General features: G+C 61.2%; 20 protein-coding genes. 13 read left to right on the forward strand and 7 right to left on the reverse strand.

Going from position 1 to position 24,122, the window contains the following annotated elements; genetic code table 11:
• The first annotated feature begins 103 nt into the window (after positions 1-103).
• Together lepA and hemW are read left to right on the forward strand one after the other, a co-directional pair.
• Positions 104-1,957 carry a translation elongation factor 4 gene (gene lepA, locus J3A64_RS05540; protein WP_011774924.1) on the forward strand — a complete coding sequence of 618 codons (1,854 nt, stop codon included), beginning with the start codon at positions 104-106 and terminating at the stop codon, positions 1,955-1,957.
• Positions 1,958-3,187, forward strand: a complete 1,230-nt coding sequence (hemW, locus tag J3A64_RS05545) for a radical SAM family heme chaperone HemW (RefSeq protein ID WP_011774923.1) — start codon at positions 1,958-1,960, stop codon at positions 3,185-3,187.
• Between the two features lie 35 nt (positions 3,188-3,222).
• Here hemW and J3A64_RS05550 read toward each other — a convergent pair whose 3' ends face one another.
• Positions 3,223-3,636, reverse strand: a complete 414-nt coding sequence (locus J3A64_RS05550) for a DUF4870 domain-containing protein (protein ID WP_026005318.1) — start codon at positions 3,634-3,636, stop codon at positions 3,223-3,225.
• 122 nt (positions 3,637-3,758) lie between these two features.
• Positions 3,759-4,610 carry a DUF3097 domain-containing protein gene (locus J3A64_RS05555; RefSeq protein WP_210063779.1) on the reverse strand — a complete coding sequence of 284 codons (852 nt, stop codon included), beginning with the start codon at positions 4,608-4,610 and terminating at the stop codon, positions 3,759-3,761.
• Between the two features lie 191 nt (positions 4,611-4,801).
• Here J3A64_RS05555 and hrcA point away from each other — a divergent pair, with 191 nt between their 5' ends.
• Genes hrcA through J3A64_RS05570 form a run of 3 tightly spaced genes read left to right on the forward strand, consistent with a single transcriptional unit; the run spans position 4,802 to position 7,757 of the window.
• Positions 4,802-5,809, forward strand: coding sequence for a heat-inducible transcriptional repressor HrcA (gene hrcA / locus J3A64_RS05560; protein ID WP_014921957.1), 1,008 nt, complete (start codon positions 4,802-4,804; stop codon positions 5,807-5,809).
• A 50-nt stretch (positions 5,810-5,859) separates the two neighbouring features.
• Positions 5,860-6,987: a molecular chaperone DnaJ gene (gene dnaJ / locus J3A64_RS05565; protein ID WP_011774919.1), complete on the forward strand. Its 1,128-nt coding sequence runs from the start codon at positions 5,860-5,862 to the stop codon at positions 6,985-6,987.
• Positions 6,988-6,989: 2 nt separating this feature from the next.
• Positions 6,990-7,757: a 16S rRNA (uracil(1498)-N(3))-methyltransferase gene (locus J3A64_RS05570; protein WP_210063780.1), complete on the forward strand. Its 768-nt coding sequence runs from the start codon at positions 6,990-6,992 to the stop codon at positions 7,755-7,757.
• Between the two features lie 12 nt (positions 7,758-7,769).
• Here the strand turns inward: J3A64_RS05570 and J3A64_RS05575 are convergent, their stop codons facing one another.
• Positions 7,770-8,642: a GerMN domain-containing protein gene (locus J3A64_RS05575; protein WP_043470302.1), complete on the reverse strand. Its 873-nt coding sequence runs from the start codon at positions 8,640-8,642 to the stop codon at positions 7,770-7,772.
• 429 nt (positions 8,643-9,071) lie between these two features.
• Here J3A64_RS05575 and J3A64_RS05580 point away from each other — a divergent pair, with 429 nt between their 5' ends.
• The 5 genes from J3A64_RS05580 to J3A64_RS05600 all read left to right on the forward strand — a co-directional run bounded on the left by J3A64_RS05580 (position 9,072) and on the right by J3A64_RS05600 (position 14,612).
• Positions 9,072-10,199, forward strand: a complete 1,128-nt coding sequence (locus J3A64_RS05580) for a PhoH family protein (RefSeq protein WP_052295499.1) — start codon at positions 9,072-9,074, stop codon at positions 10,197-10,199.
• Positions 10,196-10,669: an rRNA maturation RNase YbeY gene (gene ybeY / locus J3A64_RS05585; RefSeq protein ID WP_011774915.1), complete on the forward strand. Its 474-nt coding sequence runs from the start codon at positions 10,196-10,198 to the stop codon at positions 10,667-10,669. The genes J3A64_RS05580 and ybeY overlap by 4 nt, the downstream gene beginning before the upstream one ends.
• The gene (locus J3A64_RS05590; protein ID WP_011774914.1) at positions 10,666-11,997 is read left to right on the forward strand and encodes a hemolysin family protein; all 1,332 of its coding nucleotides are present in this window, start codon (positions 10,666-10,668) and stop codon (positions 11,995-11,997) included. The genes ybeY and J3A64_RS05590 overlap by 4 nt, the downstream gene beginning before the upstream one ends.
• Positions 11,981-12,943 (forward strand): GTPase Era, encoded by a 963-nt coding sequence (gene era / locus J3A64_RS05595; RefSeq protein ID WP_017197589.1) that lies wholly within the window; start codon positions 11,981-11,983, stop codon positions 12,941-12,943. Before J3A64_RS05590 ends, era begins: the two co-directional genes overlap by 17 nt.
• A 106-nt stretch (positions 12,944-13,049) precedes the next feature.
• Positions 13,050-14,612 carry an LCP family protein gene (locus J3A64_RS05600; protein WP_011774912.1) on the forward strand — a complete coding sequence of 521 codons (1,563 nt, stop codon included), beginning with the start codon at positions 13,050-13,052 and terminating at the stop codon, positions 14,610-14,612.
• A 72-nt stretch (positions 14,613-14,684) separates the two neighbouring features.
• On the opposite strand, the gene J3A64_RS05605 is transcribed toward J3A64_RS05600, so the two are convergent.
• On the reverse strand, positions 14,685-16,637 hold the full coding sequence (locus J3A64_RS05605; protein WP_210063781.1) for a M13-type metalloendopeptidase: 1,953 nt from the start codon (positions 16,635-16,637) through the stop codon (positions 14,685-14,687).
• Positions 16,638-16,886: 249 nt separating this feature from the next.
• Here J3A64_RS05605 and leuA point away from each other — a divergent pair, with 249 nt between their 5' ends.
• The 3 genes from leuA (at position 16,887) to J3A64_RS05620 (ending at position 20,291) form a co-directional block, all read left to right on the forward strand.
• Positions 16,887-18,626, forward strand: a complete 1,740-nt coding sequence (gene leuA / locus J3A64_RS05610; RefSeq protein WP_011774910.1) for a 2-isopropylmalate synthase — start codon at positions 16,887-16,889, stop codon at positions 18,624-18,626.
• Between the two features lie 85 nt (positions 18,627-18,711).
• Positions 18,712-19,464: a DNA repair protein RecO gene (recO, locus tag J3A64_RS05615; protein ID WP_043470293.1), complete on the forward strand. Its 753-nt coding sequence runs from the start codon at positions 18,712-18,714 to the stop codon at positions 19,462-19,464.
• Positions 19,465-19,466: 2 nt separating this feature from the next.
• Positions 19,467-20,291: an isoprenyl transferase gene (locus J3A64_RS05620; RefSeq protein WP_014921952.1), complete on the forward strand. Its 825-nt coding sequence runs from the start codon at positions 19,467-19,469 to the stop codon at positions 20,289-20,291.
• A 15-nt stretch (positions 20,292-20,306) separates the two neighbouring features.
• Here the strand turns inward: J3A64_RS05620 and J3A64_RS05625 are convergent, their stop codons facing one another.
• Genes J3A64_RS05625 through J3A64_RS05635 form a run of 3 tightly spaced genes read right to left on the reverse strand, consistent with a single transcriptional unit; the run spans position 20,307 to position 24,088 of the window.
• Positions 20,307-21,380, reverse strand: coding sequence for an alpha/beta hydrolase (locus tag J3A64_RS05625; RefSeq protein ID WP_011774907.1), 1,074 nt, complete (start codon positions 21,378-21,380; stop codon positions 20,307-20,309).
• Complete coding sequence (locus tag J3A64_RS05630) at positions 21,377-22,396, reverse strand: alpha/beta hydrolase (protein ID WP_210063782.1); 1,020 nt, start codon at positions 22,394-22,396, stop codon at positions 21,377-21,379. Before J3A64_RS05630 ends, J3A64_RS05625 begins: the two co-directional genes overlap by 4 nt.
• Before the next feature lie 9 nt (positions 22,397-22,405).
• Entirely contained in the window at positions 22,406-24,088 is a 1,683-nt protein-coding gene (locus J3A64_RS05635; RefSeq protein WP_210063783.1) for an FAD-binding dehydrogenase, read from the reverse strand.
• Positions 24,089-24,122 lie beyond the last annotated feature (34 nt).

A 24,122-nucleotide genomic window follows, 5' to 3' on the forward strand; every position in this document is an offset into this window, starting at 1 on the left:
CGCCGGTTCATGGGAGACTAGAGGATCAGATGCGCGGCGTTTTCCGGCTGGCCTATGCCCAGTCGCGGAATTGCCGTGTGAGTGTCGACAGTAAGGATCCTGCGTGTCTCCCATGGCCCGCACCGCACCGGTGCCCGCCGCAACAGATCCGGCCATCATCCGGAACTTCTGCATCATTGCCCACATTGACCACGGTAAGTCCACCTTGGCCGACCGCATGCTGCAGTACACCGGCGTCGTTAAGCAACGCGACATGAAGGCCCAGTATCTGGACCGTATGGATATCGAACGTGAGCGCGGCATCACCATCAAGTCCCAGGCTGTTCGCATGCCGTGGGAACTCGATGGCAACAGCTACGCGCTGAACATGATCGATACTCCCGGCCACGTCGACTTCACCTACGAAGTTTCCCGTTCCTTGGCAGCTTGTGAAGGCGCAGTGCTGTTGGTGGATGCGGCCCAGGGCATTGAGGCTCAAACCCTCGCGAACTTGTACTTGGCGATGGAAAACAACCTCACCATCATTCCTGTGCTGAACAAGATCGACCTTCCGGCCGCGCAGCCCGAGAAGTATGCGGCGGAACTGGCCAACCTCATTGGTGGCGACCCCGAGGATGTCCTCAAGGTTTCCGGCAAGACCGGCGTAGGCGTGGAGGCGTTGCTGGACAAGATTGTCCGCGACCTTCCCGCGCCCGTTGGTGATCCCAATGCTCCGGCCCGCGCCATGATTTTCGACTCTGTCTATGACACCTACCGCGGCGTGGTCACCTACGTCCGCGTGGTGGACGGCATGCTTCACCCGCGCGAACGCATTCAGATGATGTCCACCCGGGCAACGCATGAGCTCTTGGAGATTGGTGTCAGCTCCCCGGAGCCCACACCGTCCAAGGGCCTGGGCGTCGGCGAGGTGGGGTACCTGATCACAGGTGTGAAGGACGTCCGCCAGTCCAAGGTTGGCGATACTGTCACTAACCTGGCCAAGCCGGCCTCGGAGTCGCTCAGCGGCTACGCCGACGCCAAGCCGATGGTCTTCTCCGGTCTCTACCCGCTGGACGGCACAGATTACCCTGTCCTCCGCGATGCCCTCGAAAAGCTGATGCTCAACGACGCCGCGCTGGTTTACGAGCCCGAGACGTCTGCAGCGCTGGGCTTCGGCTTCCGCGTAGGGTTCCTCGGCTTGCTGCACCTCGAAATCACGCGTGAGCGCCTCGAACGCGAGTACAACCTCGACCTCATCTCAACTGCTCCCAACGTGGAGTACGAGGTGACCCTTGAGGACAAGAAGGTCATCCACGTCACCAACCCCAGCGAGTACCCCACGGGCAAGATCTCCGAGGTCCGTGAACCAATGGTGTCCGCAACCATCCTGGCGCCCAACGAGTTCGTGGGTTCCATCATGGAACTGTGCCAGAGTCGCCGTGGCCAGATGCGCGGGATGGACTACCTGTCCGAAGACCGCGTGGAGCTTCGCTATTGGATCCCGCTGGCTGAGATTGTGTTCGACTTCTTCGACCTCCTGAAGTCCAAGACCCGCGGCTACGCATCGCTGGACTGGAAGGCCGATGGCGAGCAGGTGGCGGATCTGGTCAAGGTGGACATCCTGCTGCAGGGTGAGCAAGTGGATGCTTTCAGCGCCATCACCCACCGTGACAAGGCCTACGCCTACGGTGTGATGATGACGGGGAAGCTCCGTGAGCTTATTCCGAGGCAGCAATTCGAGGTACCCATCCAGGCCGCCATCGGATCCCGCATCATTGCCCGTGAGAGCATCCGGGCCATCCGTAAGGACGTTCTTGCCAAGTGCTACGGCGGTGACATCACCCGTAAGCGCAAGCTGCTCGAGAAGCAGAAGGAGGGCAAGAAGCGCATGAAGATGGTGGGCCGCGTGGAGGTGCCCCAAGAGGCATTCATTGCAGCCCTGACCACTGACGAGTCCAAGGACAAGGCCAAGAAGTAGATGCCCAGCGTCCTACCTTTGGGCGACCCGGCACCTGCGGATGGCATATTGCCTCCGCAGGTGTTGGCCGGCGTCGAGCACCGCAAGTTCGGGCTCTATGTCCACATACCGTTCTGTGCCGTGCGGTGTGGCTATTGCGATTTCAACACCTACACTGCAACCGAACTCGGTGGCGGTGCATCGCAGGACGCCTACGCTTCCACGGCCGTATCCGAGCTGGACTTCGCCTCTCTGGCACTTGACGCCTCCGGTTTGCCTCGACGTCCCCTCAGCACTGTCTTCTTTGGCGGTGGTACCCCAACGCTCCTCCCGGCGGAAGACCTGGCGCGGATCCTGCGTGCCGCCGTCGGCCATTGGGGCCTGGAGCCCGGCGCCGAGGTGACAACCGAGGCAAATCCAGATTCGGTGACACCTGAATCCCTCAGAGTGTTGGCTGATGCCGGATTCACCAGGGTCTCCTTCGGCATGCAATCCGCGGTTCCGCACGTTCTGAAGGTACTGGACCGCACCCATACGCCCAGCCGTGTGCCACTCGTTGTGCAGTGGGCGCGCGAAGCCGGCCTGGCAGTTAGCCTTGACCTCATTTACGGCACGCCCGGAGAGTCCATGGCCGACTGGCAGCTGTCACTCGAAACTGCGCTCTCGTACCAACCAGATCACATCAGTGCCTACGCGTTGATTGTGGAGGACGGCACCAAACTTGCGGCCCAGATACGTCGCGGCGAAGTACCCGGTATTGACGATGACGACCACGCCTCCAAGTACGAGTTGGCCGACAAGATGATCTCTGAAGCGGGCTTGAACTGGTACGAGGTCAGCAATTGGTCCCGGACGCCGGAACAGGCTTGCCGGCATAATCTTGCCTATTGGCGCGGAGATGACTGGTGGGGCATCGGCCCCGGAGCCCACTCCCACGTGGGGGGTGTCCGATGGTGGAACGTCAAGCACCCCACGGCGTATGCCTCACGGCTCGGGAGCGGAACCTCACCGGCTGCCGGACGGGAAACCCTCGACGTCGAAACCCGGGAAGTTGAGCGCATCATGCTTGAAGCGCGGCTTGGAACAGGGTTGTCCGTGGACGCCTTGGACGCGATCGGACGGCATGCGATGGCCGGGCTGATTGCCGACGAACTGGTTGACCCGGTGCAGGCATTCAAGGGTCGCTTGGTCTTGACCCTGAAGGGTCGGCTCTTGGCTGACGCCGTAGTCCGAAGGATTCTTCCCGACTAACCTCTGCGCCCTTCCCTCTGGAGGGGGAGGGCGGGCTACTTGATCCAGCGCAGGTTGACCTTGTAACGGTGAGGCTGCCCGTGGTTGACCCGGATTCCCGCCGAGACGGAGAAGCACGTCAGTGCCACCCAGATAGCCGTGGCGATGACGGCGAAGATGTTGCCCACCACGGGCAGCAGCACCAGGATGTTGGCCAGCACTGCAGCGATGGTGGGAGGCAGCGTGAAGTTCAGGGCTTCTTTTGATTCCTGCGCGGTGAACGGCCCGCGATCCCGGAAAATCAAGTAGATCAGAAGGGACGGCAGGCATCCCAGGATGCCGCCGAAGTGGGCCAGCGTAGCCCACTGCCTGTCCTCGCTGGCCGTCAACGGTAGTGCGTTGGCAGGCGCGCCATGGTACTGGGGCCGGCCTGCGGCGCTGCCCGGTTCTTCAGGAGCGTTATCTGCCACGGTGTCTTCCCTTTGCTGTAAAGATGCTGCGGTGTTGCTGTCCCAGAATACCGGCCCCAACGTGCTTCCCGGGACCAACGCCCCTTTGACACGGTGGTTGATGTTCCTTCGTGGACGTTGCCTCAGGGAACTGTCAGGAAATCGATGACTTCCTCAACGCGTCCCAGCAGCGATGCCTCGAGGTCGGCATACGTGCGTACTGCACCAAGGAGACGTTGCCAGCCCAAGCCTATGTCCTCGGCTGTGTCGTGGGGCCAGCCGAACGCGCTGAGGATTCCCGTCTTCCAGTCGATCCCGCGGGGGACTTCCGGCCATGCCTCAATGCCCAGGACCTTTGGCCGGATGGCCTGCCAGACGTCCACGTAGGGGTGGCCGACAATCAAAACGTTTCCTGCAGCCCCCGGTACCGTCATGGCATCGGCTGCGATGCGCGACTCTTTGGAGCCGGGGACAAGGTGGTCCACCAAGATGCCGAGTCGGCGACCCGGCCCGGGGTTGAAGGCAGCGATGGCCGACTTCAGGTCGTCTACGCCATGCAATGGCTCCACGACGATGCCTTCCACGCGCAGATCGTCACCCCAGACCTTCTCGACGAGTTCGGCGTCGTGCTTTCCTTCGACCCAGACGCGGCTCGCCTTGGCCACCTGGGCACGTTGGCCCTGTACCCTCACGGATCCGGAGGCTGTCCGGGTGGAAGGGGCGGCAGAGGCGGCAGGGCGGGCAGCAGGAGGCATAAGCCGTATGGCCTGGCCCTCCAACAGGAACCCGTATCCGAGCTGGAAAGATTTGGTCTTTCCGCGCCGGTCCTCAAGGGAGACCACATGCATTCCGCCCGATTTCTCAACGCGGGTGACTTCGCCCACCCAGCCGGACTGGACGTCCTCGAGGACCATTCCCCGCTGGACGGCTACTTCCGGCAGCTGCTTTTTGGCTGGAGCGGACAGATCCTGCGGTCCCCAATTGTCGAAAGCCAAGGGATTCCTACCTTTGTGCTGGTTTATGGTGCGGGCCGAAGCCGGCCGCGGCAGGTTTCAATGCTAGCAACGGGGTGGCTCATACTAGACTTGTTAGCACTTGGGCATGTTGAGTGCTAAGTGTGGTGGTCCGATTGAGATCCCGCGTTGACCGGTCCCAGGGACCATGGCAGTCGTCAGGAGGTGGAGCAATGAGTGAGCCGCGCAAGCTTGAGGTGCTGCGTGCCATCGTTGAGGATTACGTGCATTCCAGGGAACCTGTCGGTTCGAAGGCCCTCGTGGAGCGGCACCATCTTGGCGTTTCCAGTGCCACCATCAGGAACGACATGGCTGTCTTGGAAGAGGAAGGCCTCATCGCGGCCCCCCACACCAGTGCAGGGAGAATCCCTACGGACAAGGGCTACCGCCTGTTCGTCGACCGCATTTCGCAGGTAAAGCCGCTCTCGGCCGCCGAACGCAGGGCCATCCATTCGTTGCTAGAGGGCCCCGATGAGGTTGACGACATCCTGGAGCGCACCGTAAGGCTCCTGTCGCAGCTGACCAATCAGGTGGCCGTCGTGCAGTATCCGCATTCCAACCGCGCACTGGTCCGTCACGTGGAGTTCGTCCTGTTGGGCCCAAAGCAGGTGCTCGTGGTCCTCATCGCGGACACCGGCAGCGTAGGGCAGAAGGTCATCGACGCCGGCTCGGACGTAAGCAACGAAGCCTTGATGCTCCTGAGGTCCCGCTTCCTCGGCAGCATTGCCGCCACGCAACTGGCTCTCTTGCCGCAAGTGCTCCCATCGGTAGTTGCCCTGTGCCCGCCGGAGCTCCGCAGCCTGGCGCAGACGTTGGCCCAGGGACTCCAATCGCTCAGTGACACCAGCCGAGAAGAGCGCATCCTGATGGCAGGAACGGCCAACCTTGCGCGCTCCAACGTGGATTTCCCCCTGAGCATCGGTCCCGTGCTGGAAGCACTCGAGGAACAAGTTGTCATGCTCCGGTTGTTGTCCGATATGGGGGATGACCCCCGCGGAGTCACTGTGAGCATTGGACGCGAGAATCCGTACGACGGCTTGGCTGAGGCATCCGTCGTGGCTACGGGCTACGGCTCCGGCGCCAAGGTGGGGATTCTCGGTCCCACACGCATGGACTATCCCACCACCATGGCAGCCGTTCGTGCCGTGGCCCGTTACCTTTCCCGCATTCTCGGCGGCTGAACACCGGTCCGAGGAAACATCCGCAGTACAACAAGGAAGAGATACCGACTTTGAGCAGCCACTATGACGTTTTGGGAGTCTCGCCGGAAGCCACCGGGGAAGAGATCAAAAAGGCGTACCGCAAGTTGGCGCGGAAACTGCACCCCGACGTAAACCCCGGTGAGGATGTCGCGGAACAGTTCAAGGCCGTGACCCACGCTTACGAAGTGTTGTCAGACCCCCAGAAACGCCGGGTCTACGACGCCACGGGCAATGAGAACGGCACCGACAACGGTTTCGGTGGCGGCTATTCCGGCCAGGGTTTCGCGTTCCAGGACATCTTCGACACCTTCTTTGGTGGAGGCGGTGGCCACGGTGGACCGGCCTCCCGTGTCCGTCGCGGCCAGGACGCGCTCATCAGCGTCCGCATCGACCTGAAGGACGCCGTGTTCGGCGTCAACAAGAAGCTTGAAGTGGACACCGCCGTGGTCTGCCCCACCTGTGATGGCAGCTGCTGCCGCCCGGGCACCCATCCGGAGCGCTGCGACATTTGCGGTGGCAGTGGCCAGGTTCAGCGGGCTGTCCGATCCATCCTCGGCCAGGTCATGACCACCGCCCCCTGCGGTTCCTGCGAAGGCTTCGGCACCGTCATCAAGGATCCCTGCAACGAGTGCAACGGGCAGGGCCGTATCCGCAGCCGCCGTTCCCTCACCATCAAGGTCCCGGCAGGCGTCGCAACCGGTACGCGCATCCAGCTGTCCGGACAGGGCGAAGCGGGGCCCGCAGGTGGTCCTGCAGGTGACCTCTATGTAGAGATCCGGGTTAACAACGACGCCATGTTCATGCGTGAAGGCGACGACCTTCACGCCACGCTCAGCGTGCCCATGACGGCGGCCGCGCTGGGAACCGAGCTGCAGCTGGACACTTTCGACGGCGCACAGGACATTGATGTGAAGGCCGGCACGCAATCGGGAGAAGTCATTACCCTCCGCGGCCTGGGTGTCACGCACCTCCGGGGCTACGGCCGTGGCGACCTCAAGGTGCACCTGCATGTGGAGACGCCCAGCAAGCTCGACCCCGCCCAGGAAGAACTCTTGCAGCAGCTGGCCAAGCTGCGTGGCGAGCAGTTTACGGAAGGAAAGCTTGTGGCCAGCGGCGGTATGTTCGCAAAGCTGCGGGACAAGCTCGGTAACCTATAGCAGTGAGCAATCCTGTTTTCTTCACGCCGGCGGGTTCCCTCGGTCAGGTAGTCCTTGGTTCCACCTTCGTCCTCGAGGGTGCAGAGGCCCGGCATGCTGTCACGGTTAAGCGCCTGACCACAGGCGAGCCCGTGGATATTGCAGATGGTGCCGGCGTGCGGCTGACAGGGACAGTGGTCGACGCCGGATCCAGCACCTTGACGGTTAAGGCCTCCGAAGTGCTGTTCGAGGAGCAACCGGAGGTCCGGCTGGTGCTGGTCCAGGCCCTGGCTAAAGGCGACCGCGACGAACTCGCCATCGAGACTGCCACGGAACTCGGCATAGATGCTGTTATCCCCTGGCAGTCCGAGCGTGCAATCGTGCGGTGGAAGGGTGAGAGGGCCGCCAAAGCACATGCGAAGTGGCAGTCGGTGGTCACAGCCGCGGCCAAGCAGGCGCGGCGTGCCTGGATTCCCGAGGTGCGGTCCATTGTGGATACCGTTGCTTTGGCCAAGGCCGTAGCGGACGCTGACATGGCCATCATCCTGCATGAAGACGCCAAGAACCCCCTGAGAACTGTCCTTGAAGAGTTGGCGGCGTTACCTAACGAAGGTAAGCCGCGCGAAGTTCTCTTGATCGTGGGACCTGAGGGCGGAATCTCACCGCGTGAAGTAACTCGGCTCAGCGACTCGGGCGCGGTGACGGCCCTCTTGGGTCACCATGTCTTGCGGTCGTCGACGGCGGGACCAGCCGCCGTCGTTCTTGCCAGCGACGTTCTGGGCCGCTGGTAGTCAGCCCGCAGACTAACCGACGTTGAACAAGCGGGTATCGGTGCTCGTTTCGATGGTTGCGCCCGCTTCATCGACTTGTGAAACCCGCAGCTCATACTTTCCGGTCTTCAGCGTGGCGCTGAAAGTGAAAAGACCATATTGTCCCGGCTCACCGGTTGCCTTGGTCTGGCCTGTGAGCAGGCTGGTCTTTTCGCCCTTGCCGTCGTCTTGGAGGATCTGCCAGCTGACCGGCCTTGAGCTGTCGGTGCTGCGGCCATTGAATTTGACTACACCCGCGGGCAAGGATGTTTCCTCCTGCGGATCGATAATCCACAGCGGTGCCACCAAAGATGCGTTCCGCTCCATGGGTTGGCCGAGCTGCACCTGCCCGAACGCCATGTAGTCCTTGTGCCCGTCAACCAAAATGACTACTTGGATCTGCTGGCCGGAGTTGATAAGTCCCGAGGACGAGGCTGCTGCCGTAGCTGTATAGACCAACTGCTGAACGGCGCGATGTGCCATTCCGGCGTCGAGGTTTGAATTAAAGGCGTCCCGCGAAATATCCACGGTAATCACGTTCTTGCCCGAGATGGACGTGGCGAGGCTTCCCGGGTCCTGCCAAGGCGTGAAGAAGTCGTGGTCCAGGGGTTTCTCAGCCATCATGATCCGGAGCGCTGTAGTCACGGGGTTTCCATCGCTGGAAATGTCCCTGAACTCGCGGTAGAGGTAAACCTCTTCCTTGCTGCGGCCAATCCAGTAGACCGGGATTTTGGTGGAAGCCTGTGTGGTCTCCAGCGGGGCATGGCTGGCCGGGGCATCCTGGACAGTAACAGGTGGTGAACTCGTGATTGCTTGGCTACCGCCGCCATTGGCGATGCAACCGGTCAGCAACAGGACAGCAAGCATCGCCGGCGCGGCGATGACGGATTTCGTCCCTCTGCGCGCGCCGTTCCCTATGCTTACTGGCTTTGTGATGGGTTTCCTGCCTTGCCGTATGTCTCTTGGCGGCCCCAGCCGCAGAAGCCGGGCCGCAGGGTGCTGCTGCCACCCGCTATGCCAGCTTGGCACATCGTCGACGGCGGCCGGCCGGGATTGGGCGGACCGGGGCCAACTGAAACATGATTGATACCCGCTTGATGCCGAGTTGAGACAATATGTCTGACATGACGGCCCCGGCCCGGATGTTGCCGTCGGTTGAGGCTCATCGCAGGCCGGGCTGGCGTAGGATTGAAGACATTCCGGCATCCGGGCTGGCGCCTTTGAGCGGCCACGAATGTCGAATCGATGGCGTTATTACGAACCAACCGGAGGAGAAAAGGCCTTGAGGCCAGCACTATGAGTGAATCTTTGAACGGGCGGCTCAGGACCGGAAACGGCAACCAGCCGCCCACCGAGTTCCCGCACACACTACCGGGTACGCGCACGGAAGTTGTCACGTTCGACAACTCCGACCAGATGGTTCACTCGTTGGGCAGCCACGACGAAGCCTTGCGATACATCGAGGAACAGTTCCAGGACGTCAACTTCCATGTCCGCGGTAATGAGCTCTCCATGACGGGGCCTTCCACCGTCATTCCACGCATCATGCGTCTCTTGGAGGAAGTCCGTGGGCTCGTGGCGAAGGGGACCGTGGTCACTCCGGACATCCTTCAGCAGCTCGTGTCCTTGTTGAGGGTCCAGTCCGTGCAGAATCCGGCTGATGTCTTGACGCACAATATTCTGTCCAGCAGGGGCAAGACCATACGGCCCAAGACGCTGAACCAGAAGAACTACGTCGACGCCATTGACGACAACACCGTCATTTTCGGAATCGGTCCCGCAGGTACCGGAAAGACATACCTGGCAATGGCCAAGGCAGTCCAGGCGCTGCAGACAAAGGAAGTCAGTCGGATCATCCTCACCCGGCCTGCGGTGGAAGCGGGGGAACGTCTGGGCTTCCTTCCCGGAACGCTGAGCGACAAGATCGACCCGTATCTTCGCCCGCTGTATGACGCATTGCACGACATGATGGATCCCGAGTCCATCCCGCGCTTGATGGCTGCGGGGACCATCGAGGTCGCACCCCTGGCCTACATGCGTGGACGGACGCTGAACGACGCATTCATCATTCTCGATGAAGCGCAAAACACCACTCCGGAGCAGATGAAGATGTTCCTGACCCGCCTAGGTTTCGGATCAAAAATGGTGGTCACGGGCGATGTCACGCAGATAGACCTGCCTTCCGGTTCAACCTCCGGGTTGCGGATTGTCAGGGAAATCCTGAAGGGAATCGATGACGTCAACTTCTCCATTCTGGAGGCCGCTGACGTCGTCCGGCACCGCTTGGTTGCTGACATCGTCTCCGCCTACAGCACATGGGACGACGCACACCGCACCGACGCCCAGTACAAACCTGGTGCCCAAGACAAACCTGGTGCACAAGACAAACCTGGTGCACAGTACAACCGTGGAGTACGCAAATGAGCATTGAAGTAAACAACGAGTCCGGTGTGGTGGTGGACGAAGCCCAGCTGGTGACGTTGTCACGCTTCATCTTTGAGCGTCTGTACATCCACCCCCAAGCAGAGCTATCCATTCTCCTTGTCGATGAACCGGCAATGGAAAAGCTGCACATCGAACTGATGGACGAGCCCGGGGCTACGGATGTTTTGTCCGTGCCCATGGACGAACTGACGCCGGGCACTCCGGAGAAGCCCACGCCGCAAGGCATGCTGGGCGACATCGCTATTTGCCCTCAGGTGGCCGAGGTACAGGCGCGCAACGCCGGGCACCCCACGCAGGACGAAATGCTGCTCCTGACAACCCATGGCATCCTCCACCTGCTTGGTTTTGACCATGCGGAGCCGGAGGAAAAGGAAGAGATGTTCGGTTTGCAGCGGGAACTGCTGTCTGAATTCCTGGGCAAGGATGCCCCCATGGAGACCATGCAGTGACCTCGATCATCCTGGTCGGCATGGCGCTGGTTTTTCTCAGCTTCGTTGCACTGCTGACCGCAGCCGAGGCTGCGTTCAACTTCCTGCCCCGGCATGAGGCCGAACAATCAATAGTGCGGAGCAAGGGTAAGGCGCTGGGGGGAATTCTCAAGAACCCGATCGCGCACATGCGGGCCCTGCGTTTTTGGCGCGTGTGGTTCGAAATGGCGGCGGCAGTTGCCGTTGCGGTTGTCCTGCATAGTCTGCTGGACAACGTGTGGCTCGCCGGGCTCGCAGCCACGGGAATCATGGCGGTCATCGGCTTCGTGCTGGTGGGTGTTTCACCCAGGCAGTTGGGCCGGGCGCACTCCGGCCCCGTCGTTCGCTTCACTGCACCGCTGATCAGGTTCCTGTGCTGGATTTTGGGACCCATCCCTGGCTGGTTGGTGGCCTTGGGGCAGGCAGTTGCACCAGGTGCCCCGAGCGGGGATGACGCTTTCGTCAGCGAAGAGGAGTTCCGCGAATTCGTGGATCGTGCCGCGGAATCGGACATGATCGAAGACAACGAGGCTGAGCTCATTCATTCGGTCTTCGATTTCGGTGACACCTTGGTGCGTTCGGTGATGGTTCCCCGCACGGACATTGTCAGTATCGGTACGGGCTCGGACCTCGAAACGGCAATGGGCCTTTTCCTGCGGTCCGGCTACTCAAGGATCCCGGTCATTGGTGAGAACACGGACCAGATCCGTGGAATTCTTTACCTCAAGGATGTGGCTGCGGCCATGCATCGCAGCGAACCCGGATTACAAGCCCACGACGTTGACTCGCTCGCACGCGACGTCCGTTATGTCCCGGAATCCAAGCCTGTGAGCGACCTCTTGAGGGAACTTCAAAAAGAGTCCACGCATGTGGCGATCGTCATCGACGAGTACGGCGGCACCGCCGGGCTGGTCACCCTTGAGGACCTCATTGAAGAGATCGTTGGCGAGATTGTGGATGAATACGACGCCGCCGCCGAGGAAGCGGTTGATCTCGGCGATGGCACGTACCGCGTGAGCGCCCGCATGAGCATCGATGACCTGGGCGAACTCTTCGACATCGATCTGGACGACGACGAGGTGGATACGGTCGGCGGTCTTCTTGCAAAAGCCCTTGGCCAGGTTCCCATTGTTGGGAGCTCCGTTGAAGTGAACGGAATATCGCTCCGGGCAGATAGGCTGGAGGGTCGCCGTAACAGGGTCAGCCACATCATTGCGGCAGCCATGCCAAAGGAAGACACTGACTTTGAAGACCTTCTCGATGACGCCGACTCAACGCAACAGGGAGTTCCACGTGAGCAAGCAAAATAAGAAATTCGATGCCGATGCCGATTTCGGTGGCTTCCACGCTGGCTTCTCGGTGCTTGTCGGCCGGCCCAATGCGGGGAAATCGACACTGACCAACGCGTTGGTTGGCCAGAAAGTGGCCATCACCTCGGCCAAACCGCAAACTACACGGCACACCATTCGCGGTATTGTCCACCGCGACGACGCCCAATTGATCCTTGTGGACACTCCGGGCCTTCACCGCCCGCGTACCCTGCTGGGAAAGCGTCTCAATGAACTTGTTGCAGACACCCTGGCGGAAGTCGATGCCATCGGTTTCTGCCTGCCGGCAAACGAAAAAATCGGCCCCGGCGACAAATACATCGCCGCTCAGCTTGCCGCCGTCGGACGCAAGCCCATCGTGGCACTTGTGACCAAAACCGACCTTGTGGATCGTCAGGCGTTGACGGAGCAATTGCTTGCAGTCGCCGCGTTGGGCCGCGATGTTCTTGGTGAGCAGGGCTGGGCTGACATCGTGCCTGTTTCTGCCGCCGATGGTTTTCAGGTCTCCACTGTTGCAGATGTCCTGATCAGCCACATGCCGTCATCACCGCCGCTGTATCCTGACGGCGAGCTGACGGACGAGCCTGAGGCCGTCATGATCGCAGAGCTGATTCGCGAAGCGGCACTTGAGGGCGTCCGCGATGAACTTCCGCACTCACTCGCAGTGGTGGTGGAGGAAATCGTTCCCCGTGAGGGCCGGACCGAGGACAACCCGCTGTTGGATGTTCGCGTGAACCTTTATGTTGAACGGCCTTCCCAGAAGGCCATCATCATCGGCAAGGGCGGAAGCCGTTTGCGTGAGGTGGGAACCAACGCCCGAAAGGGTATCGAGACGCTGCTCGGCACCCGGATCTACCTCGATCTCCACGTTAAAGTAGCCAAAGACTGGCAGCGCGATCCCAAGCAATTGGTCAAACTCGGGTTCTAGTTGGCGTTACTGGATCCGGCGTGGCTACGGGCCCGATAAGGAACTTCCCAGAAACGGCAACTATGATTGCGGGGATCCAGCTGTTTGATGAAAGGTAAACCGAATAGTGCGACGTCGTGACGCCCGCCCGCAGGGCACCGGCACCGCTGGCCCCACCGGGGCGCGCCATGGAGAGGATGCCGACGGTACCCCTCGCCATATGAACGCGCCCAAAGGCCTGCCGCTTTGGTTGAAAATTGTTACCGGCGTGGTCTCCGTTGCGCTGGTGGCAGGCGTTGCCTTTGCGGCTTTCTGGTTTATCCGCCTGCAGACCAATATCACCAAGGCGCCCTTGAGTGCCGGGGAAACCCGCAACGCCGGTGACCCGCTGGTGGACGATAAGACGGATCGCCTGCAGATCCTGATCCTTGGCTCCGATACCCGTGACGGCAAGAACGCCGAATACGGTAGCACTGAGGACTCCACCGGCTATGGCCACTCCGATGTCATGATGCTGCTGGACATCTCCGCGGACAATAAACGCGTCAATGTCTTGAGTTTCCCGCGCGACCTTCTTGTTGACGTGCCCCAATGCACCGACCGTACCAATAACCAGACCTTCCCTGCCCGCAGCGGCGTGATGATCAATGAAGCCATGGCAGAGGCCGGTATTGGTTGCGCGGTGGATACCGTGAACCAGTTGACCGGTTTGGAAATCGACCACTTCATGATGGCTGACTTCAACGCGGTCAAGGAACTCTCACATGCTGTGGGCGGTGTCAATGTTTGCGTCAGTGACCCGGTGTTTGACCCGGATTCGCGGCTCCGCCTCGCCAAGGGTGATTCCTTGGTTGAAGGCGAACAAGCTTTGGCGTTCCTCCGGACCAGGCATGCTTTCGGTGACGGAGGCGACCTTGGCCGCATCAAGGGGCAGCAAGCGTTCCTCTCATCCCTCACCAGGAAGCTCAAGGATGAGGGAACACTGGGTAACCCGCAAAGGCTGTTGCAGATCGCGGATGTGGTCACGCAGAACCTGACTGTGGACGAGGGCCTGGCGTCTGTTCCTTCGCTGCTGACCATTGGCGGGCGGCTCAAGGACATCGATGTTTCCAAGGTGGCGTTCGTAGCGGTGCCCACTCAGGCCGCCGCGGCTGACATTAACAGGTTGGAACTCATCGAGCCCCAGGCATCGCAGCTTTTCGCTGCGCTTCGTGCTGACCTCGACCTCACAACGCCGGGTGCGACGGCTCCTCCTGCACCGAGCGAAAGCCCGGCCCCACAGCCAACGGCTACCACGCCTCCCGCACCTGCGTACGACAAAGCGATTCAGCCGGTGGCCGTTGCCAACGGCAGTGGCGTTGCTACCAGGGCTCAGGAGCTCATGACCGTACTCACAGGGAACGGTTTCGCTCAGACGGTCTCCTACTTGGCTAATCCCGTGGATCAGACGGTGCTTTACTATGGACCGGGCTTCGCGGACGTGGCTGCCGACGTCGCTACACTTTTCGGCATCCCGGCCGCGCAGGTCCAGGAAGCTCCGGGCGTAGCGGGCGTGCAGCTCTACGTGGGTACAGACTTCAGCAGCGGAACGGCGTACGGTGCAGCCTCTGTTCCGTCCGATGTGGTCAATCAAACGGCCAACGATGCTGTTTGCCAACAGGTGAATCCCCTGTACATCGATCAGCAGTAAGTTCCCTGCTTTAGCCGCACACAGCAACGGCCGGCCAGTTATCGAACTGGCCGGCCGTTGCGTTGTGCGGGTTTACCAGATGCTGACGCGTTCCCCTGGCTCCATCCACATGCCATCGGCCTTAGACACTGCGAACGCTGCATGGAAGGCGTCGAGGTTGCGGGCTATGGCGTTGGTACGGAATTCGTTGGGGGAGTGGGGATCGGTGGCCAGTCTCCGGATCGCTTCCTCGGTGCGGATCACTTGGCGCCAACCGGCAGCCCACGACATGAAGAACCGCTGGAATCCTGTGAATCCGTCGATGACTTCGGGCTCGGCTCCGTTCAGGCTCAGGAGATAGGCCTTGTAGGCAATCGTCAGGCCACCGAGGTCGCCGATGTTCTCACCCAGGGTCAGTTTGCCGTTGACCTTATGGTCCGGTGCCGCGTAGGGGGACAAAGCGTCGTACTGGGCAACCAATTTCGCCGTCAGGGATTCAAAGGCTGTACGGTCGTCCTCCGTCCACCAATTGCGAAGCGCTCCGCTCCCGTCGAACTGTGACCCTTGGTCGTCGAAACCGTGGCCGATTTCGTGACCAATCACCGCGCCGATGCCGCCATAGTTGACAGCGTCATCCGCGTCCGCGTTGAAGAAGGGGGGCTGAAGGATAGCTGCGGGGAAGACGATCTCATTGAGCATTGGATGGTAGTAGGCGTTGACAGTCTGGGGTGTCATGAGCCACTTTGTCAGGTCAACGGGCTTCCCTATTTCATCCAAGTGCCGGTCCACATCGGCGTCATGGGCACGTTCCACGTTACCGAGGAGGTCTGTCGGGTCAATCTCGACGGCAGAGTAATCGATCCACTTGTCGGGAAAACCTATCTTTGGACGGAATGCGTCCAGCTTCTTCAGCGCCTCTTTTTTGGTGTCCTCGCCCATCCATCCCAGGGAAGAAATACTCTCCCGGTAGGCTTCGATCAGGTTGGAGACCAGCGTCTCCATCCTTGCTTTGTGGCCGGCAGGGAAGTGCCGATCAACATAGATCTGGCCGACTGCTTCGCCAAGGGCCGCCTCGACGACGGCCACCCCGCGCTTCCAGCGCTCTTTGTTCTGCGGGGTACCGCTGAGGGTGGTGCCGTAGAAGTCAAAGTTCGTGGAAACAAAAACGGAAGACAGGTATGGCGCGGCCGAGCTGAGAACCCTGAGTGTCAGCCATTCCTTCCACGTTTCCAGTGGCTCGGATTCCAGCAAGGCTGCAGCCCCTGCAAAGAAGTCCGGAGTACTCACCACAATTTCATCCCGCTTGGCTTGTTCTACCCTTGCCGCCTCGAACCACGTGTTGAGCAGGGGGAACAGTGCTTCGGCTTCCTCTGCGGTCTTGAGGTTGTAGGTCTTTTGGGGATCCCGCAGAGTGACGTTGTCCCAGTGGTGGGATGCCAAGGCGGTTTCAAGGGCGACGATGCGCTGTGAAGCAGCTTCCGCATCGGGGATACCCGCGAGATTGAACAACTTTGCAATGTAGTCACCGTAGGCGGCCACGATGGCTGCGAATTTTTCCTCGCGGTAGTAGGACTCGTCCGGCAAACCTAGGCCACCCTGTCCGATATACAGGAGGATACGTTCCGGATTGCCGGCGTCCGGAGCGGGGTAGATGGAGAAAAGGCCGGAGACGTCCGACCGGAACAACCGGCCGATGAGGGCGGCCAGTTCCTGTGCCGAGCCCACCGCCCGAACCTGATCGAGGCGGCCTCGCACGGGTTCCAGGCCCTTTGCCTCAGCCGCATCTTCGTCCATGAAACTGGCGTACAGTCCGCCAACCTTCTGTTCGACGCCGGTTGCTGACTCACCCTTGGCGGCTGCTTCTTCGATAATCGCCTTGACGGCCAACTCGGCGCCATCCCGCAAAGCCGTGAAGGTGCCTTCAAGCGGCCTGTCGTCGGGGATCGTTGTGCTGTTGAGCCAAGCGCCGTTGACATGCTGATAAAGGTCGTCCTGGGGCCGGACGCTGTGATCGATATTGGAAAGAGAGATCCCCGACTGTGGCACTGTGGCTCCTTGAGTGGACACTGCAGTCGGCGTTTCCACCGTCGCGGCGTCTGCATAGTGGACGTTTCATGAGGTGTTGCACTGTCATCATACGCACCGTGTTACTGTGAATTTGTGCGTACGGCGATGCTTCTTCTTAGCTGCCGCGGCGAGGCCTGAAAGCTATCTGAAGCTGGGCCATCCTCGCCGCGGAGTTCCGTTGTGTCCGGCTAAGCTTTCACTTAGTTCTTAGAGAAAAGGCCACACGTCATGCGTAATGCACAAAAGCCCTCCGGTATGCCGATTCACCGCTACCTGCCGTTCCAGGACCAGATCACCGTCGAGGTTCCGGACCGCACCTGGCCGGATAAAGTCATCACCAAAGCTCCGCGCTGGTGCGCAGTTGATCTGCGCGATGGCAACCAGGCATTGATCGATCCCATGAGCCCGGCACGCAAGCTGAAGATGTTCCAGTTGCTCGTCAAGATGGGCTACAAGGAAATCGAGGTCGGGTTCCCTTCAGCGTCGCAAACCGACTTCGACTTTGTTCGCCAACTCATCGAGGGCGGCCATATTCCGGACGACGTCAGCATCCAGGTGTTGACTCAGGCTCGTGAGCACCTGATCGAACGGACCTATGAGTCGTTGGTTGGCGCCAAGCAGGCCATTGTGCACCTGTATAACTCCACGTCTGTATTGCAGCGTCGCGTTGTCTTCAATCAGGACGAAGACGGCATTCTGGATATCGCACTGCAGGGTGCGCGCTTGTGCAAGAAGTATGAAGAGACACTGACGGACACGCACATTACCTATGAATACTCGCCGGAGTCATTCACCGGAACCGAGCTCGAGTACGCTGCCCGCGTGTGCAACGCCATTGCTGACGTCTTTGAGGCTTCGGCCGACAAACAGGTCATCATCAACCTGCCGGCGACAGTGGAAATGGCAACCCCCAACGTCTATGCAGACTCCATCGAGTGGATGCACCGGAACCTCCACCCACGCGAGGGCATCATCATCTCCCTCCACCCGCATAACGACCGCGGCACGGGCGTAGCTGCTGCTGAGCTCGGTTACCTGGCAGGCGCCGATCGCATAGAAGGCTGCTTGTTCGGCAACGGCGAACGCACGGGCAATGTGGACTTGGTAACGCTCGGCCTGAACATGTTCGTGCAGGGTGTGGACCCGATGATCGATTTCTCTGATATCGATGAGATCCGCCGCACTGTGGAGTACTGCAACCAGTTGCCGGTTCCGGAGCGTTCCCCCTACGGCGGCGACCTCGTCTTTACCGCTTTTTCCGGTTCACACCAGGACGCCATCAAGAAGGGCTTCGAGGCTCTGGAGAAGGACGCTGCTGCTGCCGGGAAGTCGGTTGACGACTTCACATGGCAGGTACCGTACCTGCCCATCGATCCCAAGGACCTCGGTCGCAGCTATGAGGCCGTCATCCGGGTCAACTCGCAGTCCGGCAAGGGTGGCGTGGCCTACTTGCTGAAGAACGAGCACAACCTGGACCTTCCCCGTCGCGCCCAGATTGAGTTCTCCGGAGTCATCCAGCGCCGTACCGATGCTGTGGGCGGAGAGGTCAGTGGCGCCCAGCTGTGGCAGATCTTCCAGGATGAGTATCTGCCTTCCGACGAAGAGCAGGCCCAGTGGGGTCGTTATGGTCTGGGCAGCGTGAGTACTGAGACCGACGAATCCGGCGCCATGACCATGAACGCAAACCTGCGGATCGACGGCGTCGAAGTCCGCCGCACCGGCCACGGCAATGGTCCCATTGCAGCCCTGCTGGACATACTCCACCACGACGGCGTTGACGTGCGGGTGCTCGATTACAGCGAGCACGCCCTGTCTGAAGGTGGCAGTGCCAGCGCGGCGGCATACGTTGAATGTGCTGTCGGAGAGCGCGTTTTGTGGGGTGTCGGAATCGACCCCAGCACCACCACGTCCTCCCTCAAGGCCCTGATTTCGGCAGTAAACCGGGCCGTCCGGGACGCCCAGGCCTGAGCACGTGCCGTGTGGTGACGGGAAATACCGTCACCACACGGTCCGGCGGTCACTGCCGGGCCCAGGCTTAGTGCGAAGATTAGTTGTGGCCAATCCGTCGTTTGCAGCACGGTCCTATCGGGACGATGCCGTGGTGCTTCGTACCCACAAGCTGGGCGAGGCGGATCGAATCATTACTCTGCTGACCAAGCACCATGGGCAGGTTCGTGCAGTTGCCAAGGGTGTTCGCCGGACCAGCAGCCGCTTCGGGGCGCGTCTTGAGCCTTTTATGGTGGCTGACCTGCAACTGGTCTCCGGCCGTACCTTGGACATTGTCACCCAGGCCGTGGCGAAGGGCGCGTACGGAAGCAGCATCGCAGCCGACTACGGGCGGTTCACTGTGGCTGCAGCCATGACGGAGACTGCCGAGAAACTTACGGATGCCGACACCGAGTCGGGGACCGCACAATACAATCTGCTGGTTGGTGCCTTGGCGGCCCTCAGCCGTTCGGACCATCCGCCCGAACTCATTCTTGATTCTTATCTTTTGCGGGCCTTGGCCACAGGTGGCTGGGCGCCCAGCTTTACCGAATGTGCCCGTTGTGGCCGTCCCGGTCCTCATACGGCATTTGCCGCCCCCATAGGCGGGATGGTGTGCAGCGACTGCAGGCCCCCGGGCTCGCCGGCTCCGGCGCCGGAGACCGTGGTATTGCTCGGTGCCTTGCTCACTGGTAACTGGAGCGTCGCCGACGCTTCGGATCCGCGGCACAGGCGGGAGGCTGCCGGCCTGGTAGCCAGTTACCTCCAGTGGCACCTTGAACGGGCCCTGAAATCACTCAAACACGTGGAGCGAAGCTGACAGTGGTACTTGGAAAGAAGAATAAGTCAACAGCGGCAAGAACGGCCCCCGTGGTTGCGCCCTACGGACACCCTTCCGGGGCTGTGCCGCCCAATATTCCCAGTGAGCTCATCCCTCAGCACGTGGCCATAGTCATGGACGGCAACGGGCGGTGGGCCAATCAGCGCGGCCTACCGCGCATAGAGGGGCATAAGGCTGGTGAGCCTGCGCTCTTGGACGTTATGGCGGGGGCGATCGAACTCGGAATCAAGTACGTCAGCGTGTATGCGTTCTCCACCGAGAACTGGCGACGGTCACCGGAAGAAGTTCGATTCCTCATGGGATTTAACAAGGATGTACTACGCCGCCAGCGCAACCAGCTGGATGAGTGGGGTGTCCGTATCCGCTGGGCTGGCCGCAGGCCACGCCTGTGGGGATCGGTGATCAAAGAGCTGGAGGAGGCAGAGGACTACACCCGCGCCAACGACACCTGCACGTTGACCATGTGTGTTAATTACGGTGGCCGGGCAGAAATTGCCGACGCCGTTTCGGCCATCGCGCACGACGTCGCCGCTGGCAGGTTGAAGCCAGGGTCGGTGTCCGAGAAGACCATTCAAAGGTACCTGGACGAACCAGACCTTCCTGATGTGGATCTGTTTCTGCGCAGTTCGGGGGAGCAGCGGCTCTCCAATTTCCTGCTGTGGCAGTCGGCGTACGCTGAGTTCGTCTTCATGGACACATTGTGGCCGGACGTGGACCGGCGGACCCTTTGGGACGCCGTCGAGATTTATGCGAAACGCGACCGGCGTTACGGCGGGGCCGTGGACGCGGCACCCGCAGTCAATTAGCACGTACCTGTTAACTCAGTACGGATAGGCTGCCAGCCAGACGGCGACGTCACGGTAGGCCTGTTGCCGGACCGTGCGCCGTGAGAGAAACACGTCGTGCAGGGCGCCGGGATAGCGGAACACGGCAGTCCGCCGGGCAAGGCCAAGCGCCCGCCGCGACGTTTCCTCGACATCAATGACGGCGTCGGCACGCATGAGGTCCGCAGTCCATTCGGCTTGAATCCTGGTCCTCCCGGACAGAAGAACCAACACGGGTGCGTCGATGTTGAGCTTGCGTTCCACCGCGGCATGTCCAGCCAAAACTGCCTTTGTCCATCCGGCCCGGATGGGAAACGAAGCACGCGGACGCCACGTCGGATCCAGAATCCATTCCCCATGGGCCTCGTTGCTGACGCTTTCCCAATACGCGGGCATTTCCGGGAACCTGAAGGGACGCTTTGGATCGGTCCGGGCAAAGGGTTCCACCAAGTGCATGGCGATGCTGCGGACCAGGCTGCTGCCCTGGAGTTCCAACCACGGCGAATTCAGGACCAAGGTTCCCACGCGGCCGGGATTGCGGTCGGCCCACAGAGCCGCGATCAGGCCGCCCAAGGAATGGGCGAGCATGTGAATGGTGGGCGGTGTGGCATTACTGGTCCTTGCGGCTACGTCCCGTTCGACCTCACGAATGGCAGCGGCGAGGTCTTCGTCGTAGACACCAAGATCGGACGTGTAGCCGGGCGTCTGTCCCGGCAGCAGACTGCGGCCGAATTTCCGCAGGTCCAGAGCATAGAAGTGAAAGCCCGACGCCGTCAGGTACTCGGCCAACTCGGTCTGCAGGAAGTAATCCGCCCAACCGTGCAAGTAGAGAACCACCCTCGGCGCTCCGCCGGGATCTGCCGGGGCGGGGCGGCGTTTGCGCTTGGTGAAAGACGTCAGGAAATCGAGGACGCCATGCGGGGACGGATGGACCACCGGCGGTGCATGCCTGACGAGAGTCGCTTTGACCGGCCCTTCTTCATCAGCTTTCAACGGCAGATCCATGCACTCGTAACCGTGGCCGAGGACGTCGGGCTGCCACAGTGAAACCGACTCGTCCGTGGTGGTCATGTATCCCCTTCCGACTGGTGCTCGGGCCTGTTGTTGTCCATGAATCCGTTGACCCACCGGGCAAGGCGCGCATAGGCGTCCTTTCGTACGGCGGGGGCCGAAAGAAAGACGTCGTGGAGGGCGCCGTCGATGCGTTCCAAAGTGACTGTCCGGCCCAGAGCCATTGCCCGCAAGGCGATGACGCTGACGTCCAGCACGGCATCCGAACGGCGCATCGATTCCTGCCACACCATGCCATTGGCGCTGGTGCTGGATGTCAATACAAGGACCGGCATCTCCAGTTTCAAGCCGCGGGCCACCTGAGAATGACCTGCGAACACAGCGCTAAGCCAGCCCGCCCGGACAGGGAAAGCGAGCGGAGGCCTATAGTTCTCGTCGAGGGCCCATTCCCCTTCGGCGGTACTGCTGATGCTCCGGAAGTAAAAGCCACGCTCCGGCAACCTCAAGACGGTCTCCGGGCGGATCTTTGCGATGGGTGACACCATGGCTTGCGCAGCGCGCCGCACCAGTGAACTGCCGTGCATCTCCAGCCACGGACTGTCGAGAATCAGGTACTGGACGGCTTCCGGGTGGCGGCTGGCCCACAGTGCTGCCACCAACCCGCCGGTTGAGTGGCCCATCAGCGTCAGGCTTCCCGCCGGGGAGCCAGCGCGATCCCGATGAATGATGTCGATGGCCTTTTCAATTTCGGCATCATAGTCATTCAGGTTCGCCACGTAGCCGCCGGGCATATCGGCCTGAAGGCTCCGGCCGTGATTGTGCATGTCCAAGGCGTAAAAATCGTATCCCTGGTCTGCCCAGAAGCCGGCCAGCTCTACATTGAAGAAGTAGTCACTCCAGCCGTGCAGGAAAAGTACGGCACCGGAGCGCTGCGGCGGTGACTGGCTGTCATTGGCATGGGCTGCCTGAACTCTGTGCCGGATCAAGGTGGCATGCCGGATCACGCCATCCTGCCCTGTGGCGTCAAGGCCGCAGGACTGGAAGTCGGTTCCCAGGATGTCAGCCGTCCACTCCATGGCTTTAGCTTAGACACTGGCGGCGGCGTCGCGGCCCGCTGCCCTTCCGGTGAAGAGGCAACCGCCCAGGAATGTTCCTTCCAGCGCCCGGTACCCGTGGATACCCCCTCCACCGAATCCCGCCGCCTCGCCAGCCGCATAGAGGCCCGGGATGGCCCTTCCTTCCTTGTCCAACACCCTTGAGCGTAAATCCGTTGTGAGACCGCCCAGGCTTTTCCGCGTCAGCACGGACAGCCGGATGGCAATCAGGGGACCATGCGTCGGGTCCATCAGGCGGTGGGGCGGAGCCACCCGCATAAGCTTGTCCGTCGCAAATCGACGCGCTGCCCTGATGGCGGACAGTTGTGGGTCCTTGCCCAAGCCGCTGGCCACCTGGCCGTCCCGCGCGTGGATCAGTGACTCGAGCTCCGCGGCGTTGATCAAGGAGCTTCCTGCGAGGTGGTTCATGCGCGAAGCGAGCTCTGAAGGGGACGAAGCCTGGAGAAAGTCAATGCCCTTGTCCAAGAAACGTTGAATGGGCGTGTCGCTCGTAGGACGCAACCGTGATGCGAGCAGCCGGACATCCTTACCCGTGAGATCCGGGTTCTGTTCGGACCCGGAGAGGGCCAGCTCCTTAAGCGCGATGGTGCGGTTGAGGACAAACCATGAATATCCATGTCCTGTCCGGACTATGTGCCTAAGCGCTCCCAGCGAGTCAAAGCCGGGGAAGAGCGGAGCCGGCAACTGACGTCCTTCGGCGTCCAGCCATAAGGAGGAAGGTCCGGGCAGGATACGGATTCCATGGTTGGGCCACACCGGATCGTAGTTGTGGATGCCTTCGGGGTAGTGCCACATTCGGTCGCCGTTGACCACGGCACCTCCAGCGGAGATGGCGGCGGACAGGAATTCGCCGTCAACGGAGGCCGGCACTCCGCTGAGCATGTAATCGGGAGCAGAGTTCCCGGGCCATTGTTGGCGCACCGTGGCGTGATTGCCACCGATGCCGCCAGTCGTCACCACCACGGCATCCGCCGTTGCTTCAAAGCTCCCGACGGCGACGCGCCCGGACGCTTGGCCTCTGACCGCCGTCGAGGGTTCCAGTACCTCACCGGAAACGCCGGTGACCCTGCCCGCCGTCGTCGTCAGAGACAAGGCCCGGTGCCTGAAGTGCAGGCTGACCTTGCCGGCAGCGACGCCCTCCAACACCTTGGCGAGGAACGGTTCAACAATCGCAGGCCCGGTTCCCCACGTGACGTGGAAGCGGGGAACAGTGTTTCCGTGCCCCTGCGGCCCGTAACCGCCGCGTTCGGCCCATTGCACCAGCGGAAAGATGCCGACGCCCAGACTCCGTAACCAGGCCCGCTTCTCGCCCGAGGCGAAGTGGACATAGGCTTCGGCCCACTCCCGGGCAGCACGGTCCTCGGAGCGATCAAAAGAGGCTGAGGCAAGCCAGTCGGACATGGCCAGCCCGGCGCTGTCCTTCACCCCCAAGCGCCGTTGTTCCGGCGTATTGACCATGAAGAGGCCCCCGAAGGACCAGTGCGCCTGTCCGCCGACGGAGGCCTCAGGTTCCTGGTCCAAAACAGCCACCGTCTTGCCGGCGGCGTAGGCGGTGGCTGCGGCGACGAGTCCGGACAACCCGGCGCCGATAATCACGATGTCGGCAGCGATCCTTCGGATTCCATGATCTGCGTCACGATTTTCCAGCGGCATTCCTACATGCTAGCGGCAGGGTGGGTCACGGGTT

Source organism: Pseudarthrobacter sp. PvP004 (genome assembly GCF_017876035.1).
GTDB classification, from domain to species: domain Bacteria; phylum Actinomycetota; class Actinomycetes; order Actinomycetales; family Micrococcaceae; genus Arthrobacter; species Arthrobacter aurescens_A.

Bases quoted from the DNA above. Each gene is read 5' to 3' on its own strand.
- hemW (WP_011774923.1), top strand. From the start codon at position 1,958: ATGCCCAGCGTCCTACCTTTGGGCGACCCGGCACCTGCGGATGGCATA.
- hrcA (WP_014921957.1), top strand. From the start codon at position 4,802: ATGAGTGAGCCGCGCAAGCTTGAGGTGCTGCGTGCCATCGTTGAGGAT.
- J3A64_RS05575 (WP_043470302.1), bottom strand. From the start codon at position 8,642: ATGCTTGCTGTCCTGTTGCTGACCGGTTGCATCGCCAATGGCGGCGGT.
- J3A64_RS05580 (WP_052295499.1), top strand. From the start codon at position 9,072: ATGAGTGAATCTTTGAACGGGCGGCTCAGGACCGGAAACGGCAACCAG.
- ybeY (WP_011774915.1), top strand. From the start codon at position 10,196: ATGAGCATTGAAGTAAACAACGAGTCCGGTGTGGTGGTGGACGAAGCC.
- leuA (WP_011774910.1), top strand. From the start codon at position 16,887: ATGCGTAATGCACAAAAGCCCTCCGGTATGCCGATTCACCGCTACCTG.
- J3A64_RS05625 (WP_011774907.1), bottom strand. From the start codon at position 21,380: ATGACCACCACGGACGAGTCGGTTTCACTGTGGCAGCCCGACGTCCTC.
- J3A64_RS05630 (WP_210063782.1), bottom strand. From the start codon at position 22,396: ATGGAGTGGACGGCTGACATCCTGGGAACCGACTTCCAGTCCTGCGGC.
- J3A64_RS05635 (WP_210063783.1), bottom strand. From the start codon at position 24,088: ATGCCGCTGGAAAATCGTGACGCAGATCATGGAATCCGAAGGATCGCT.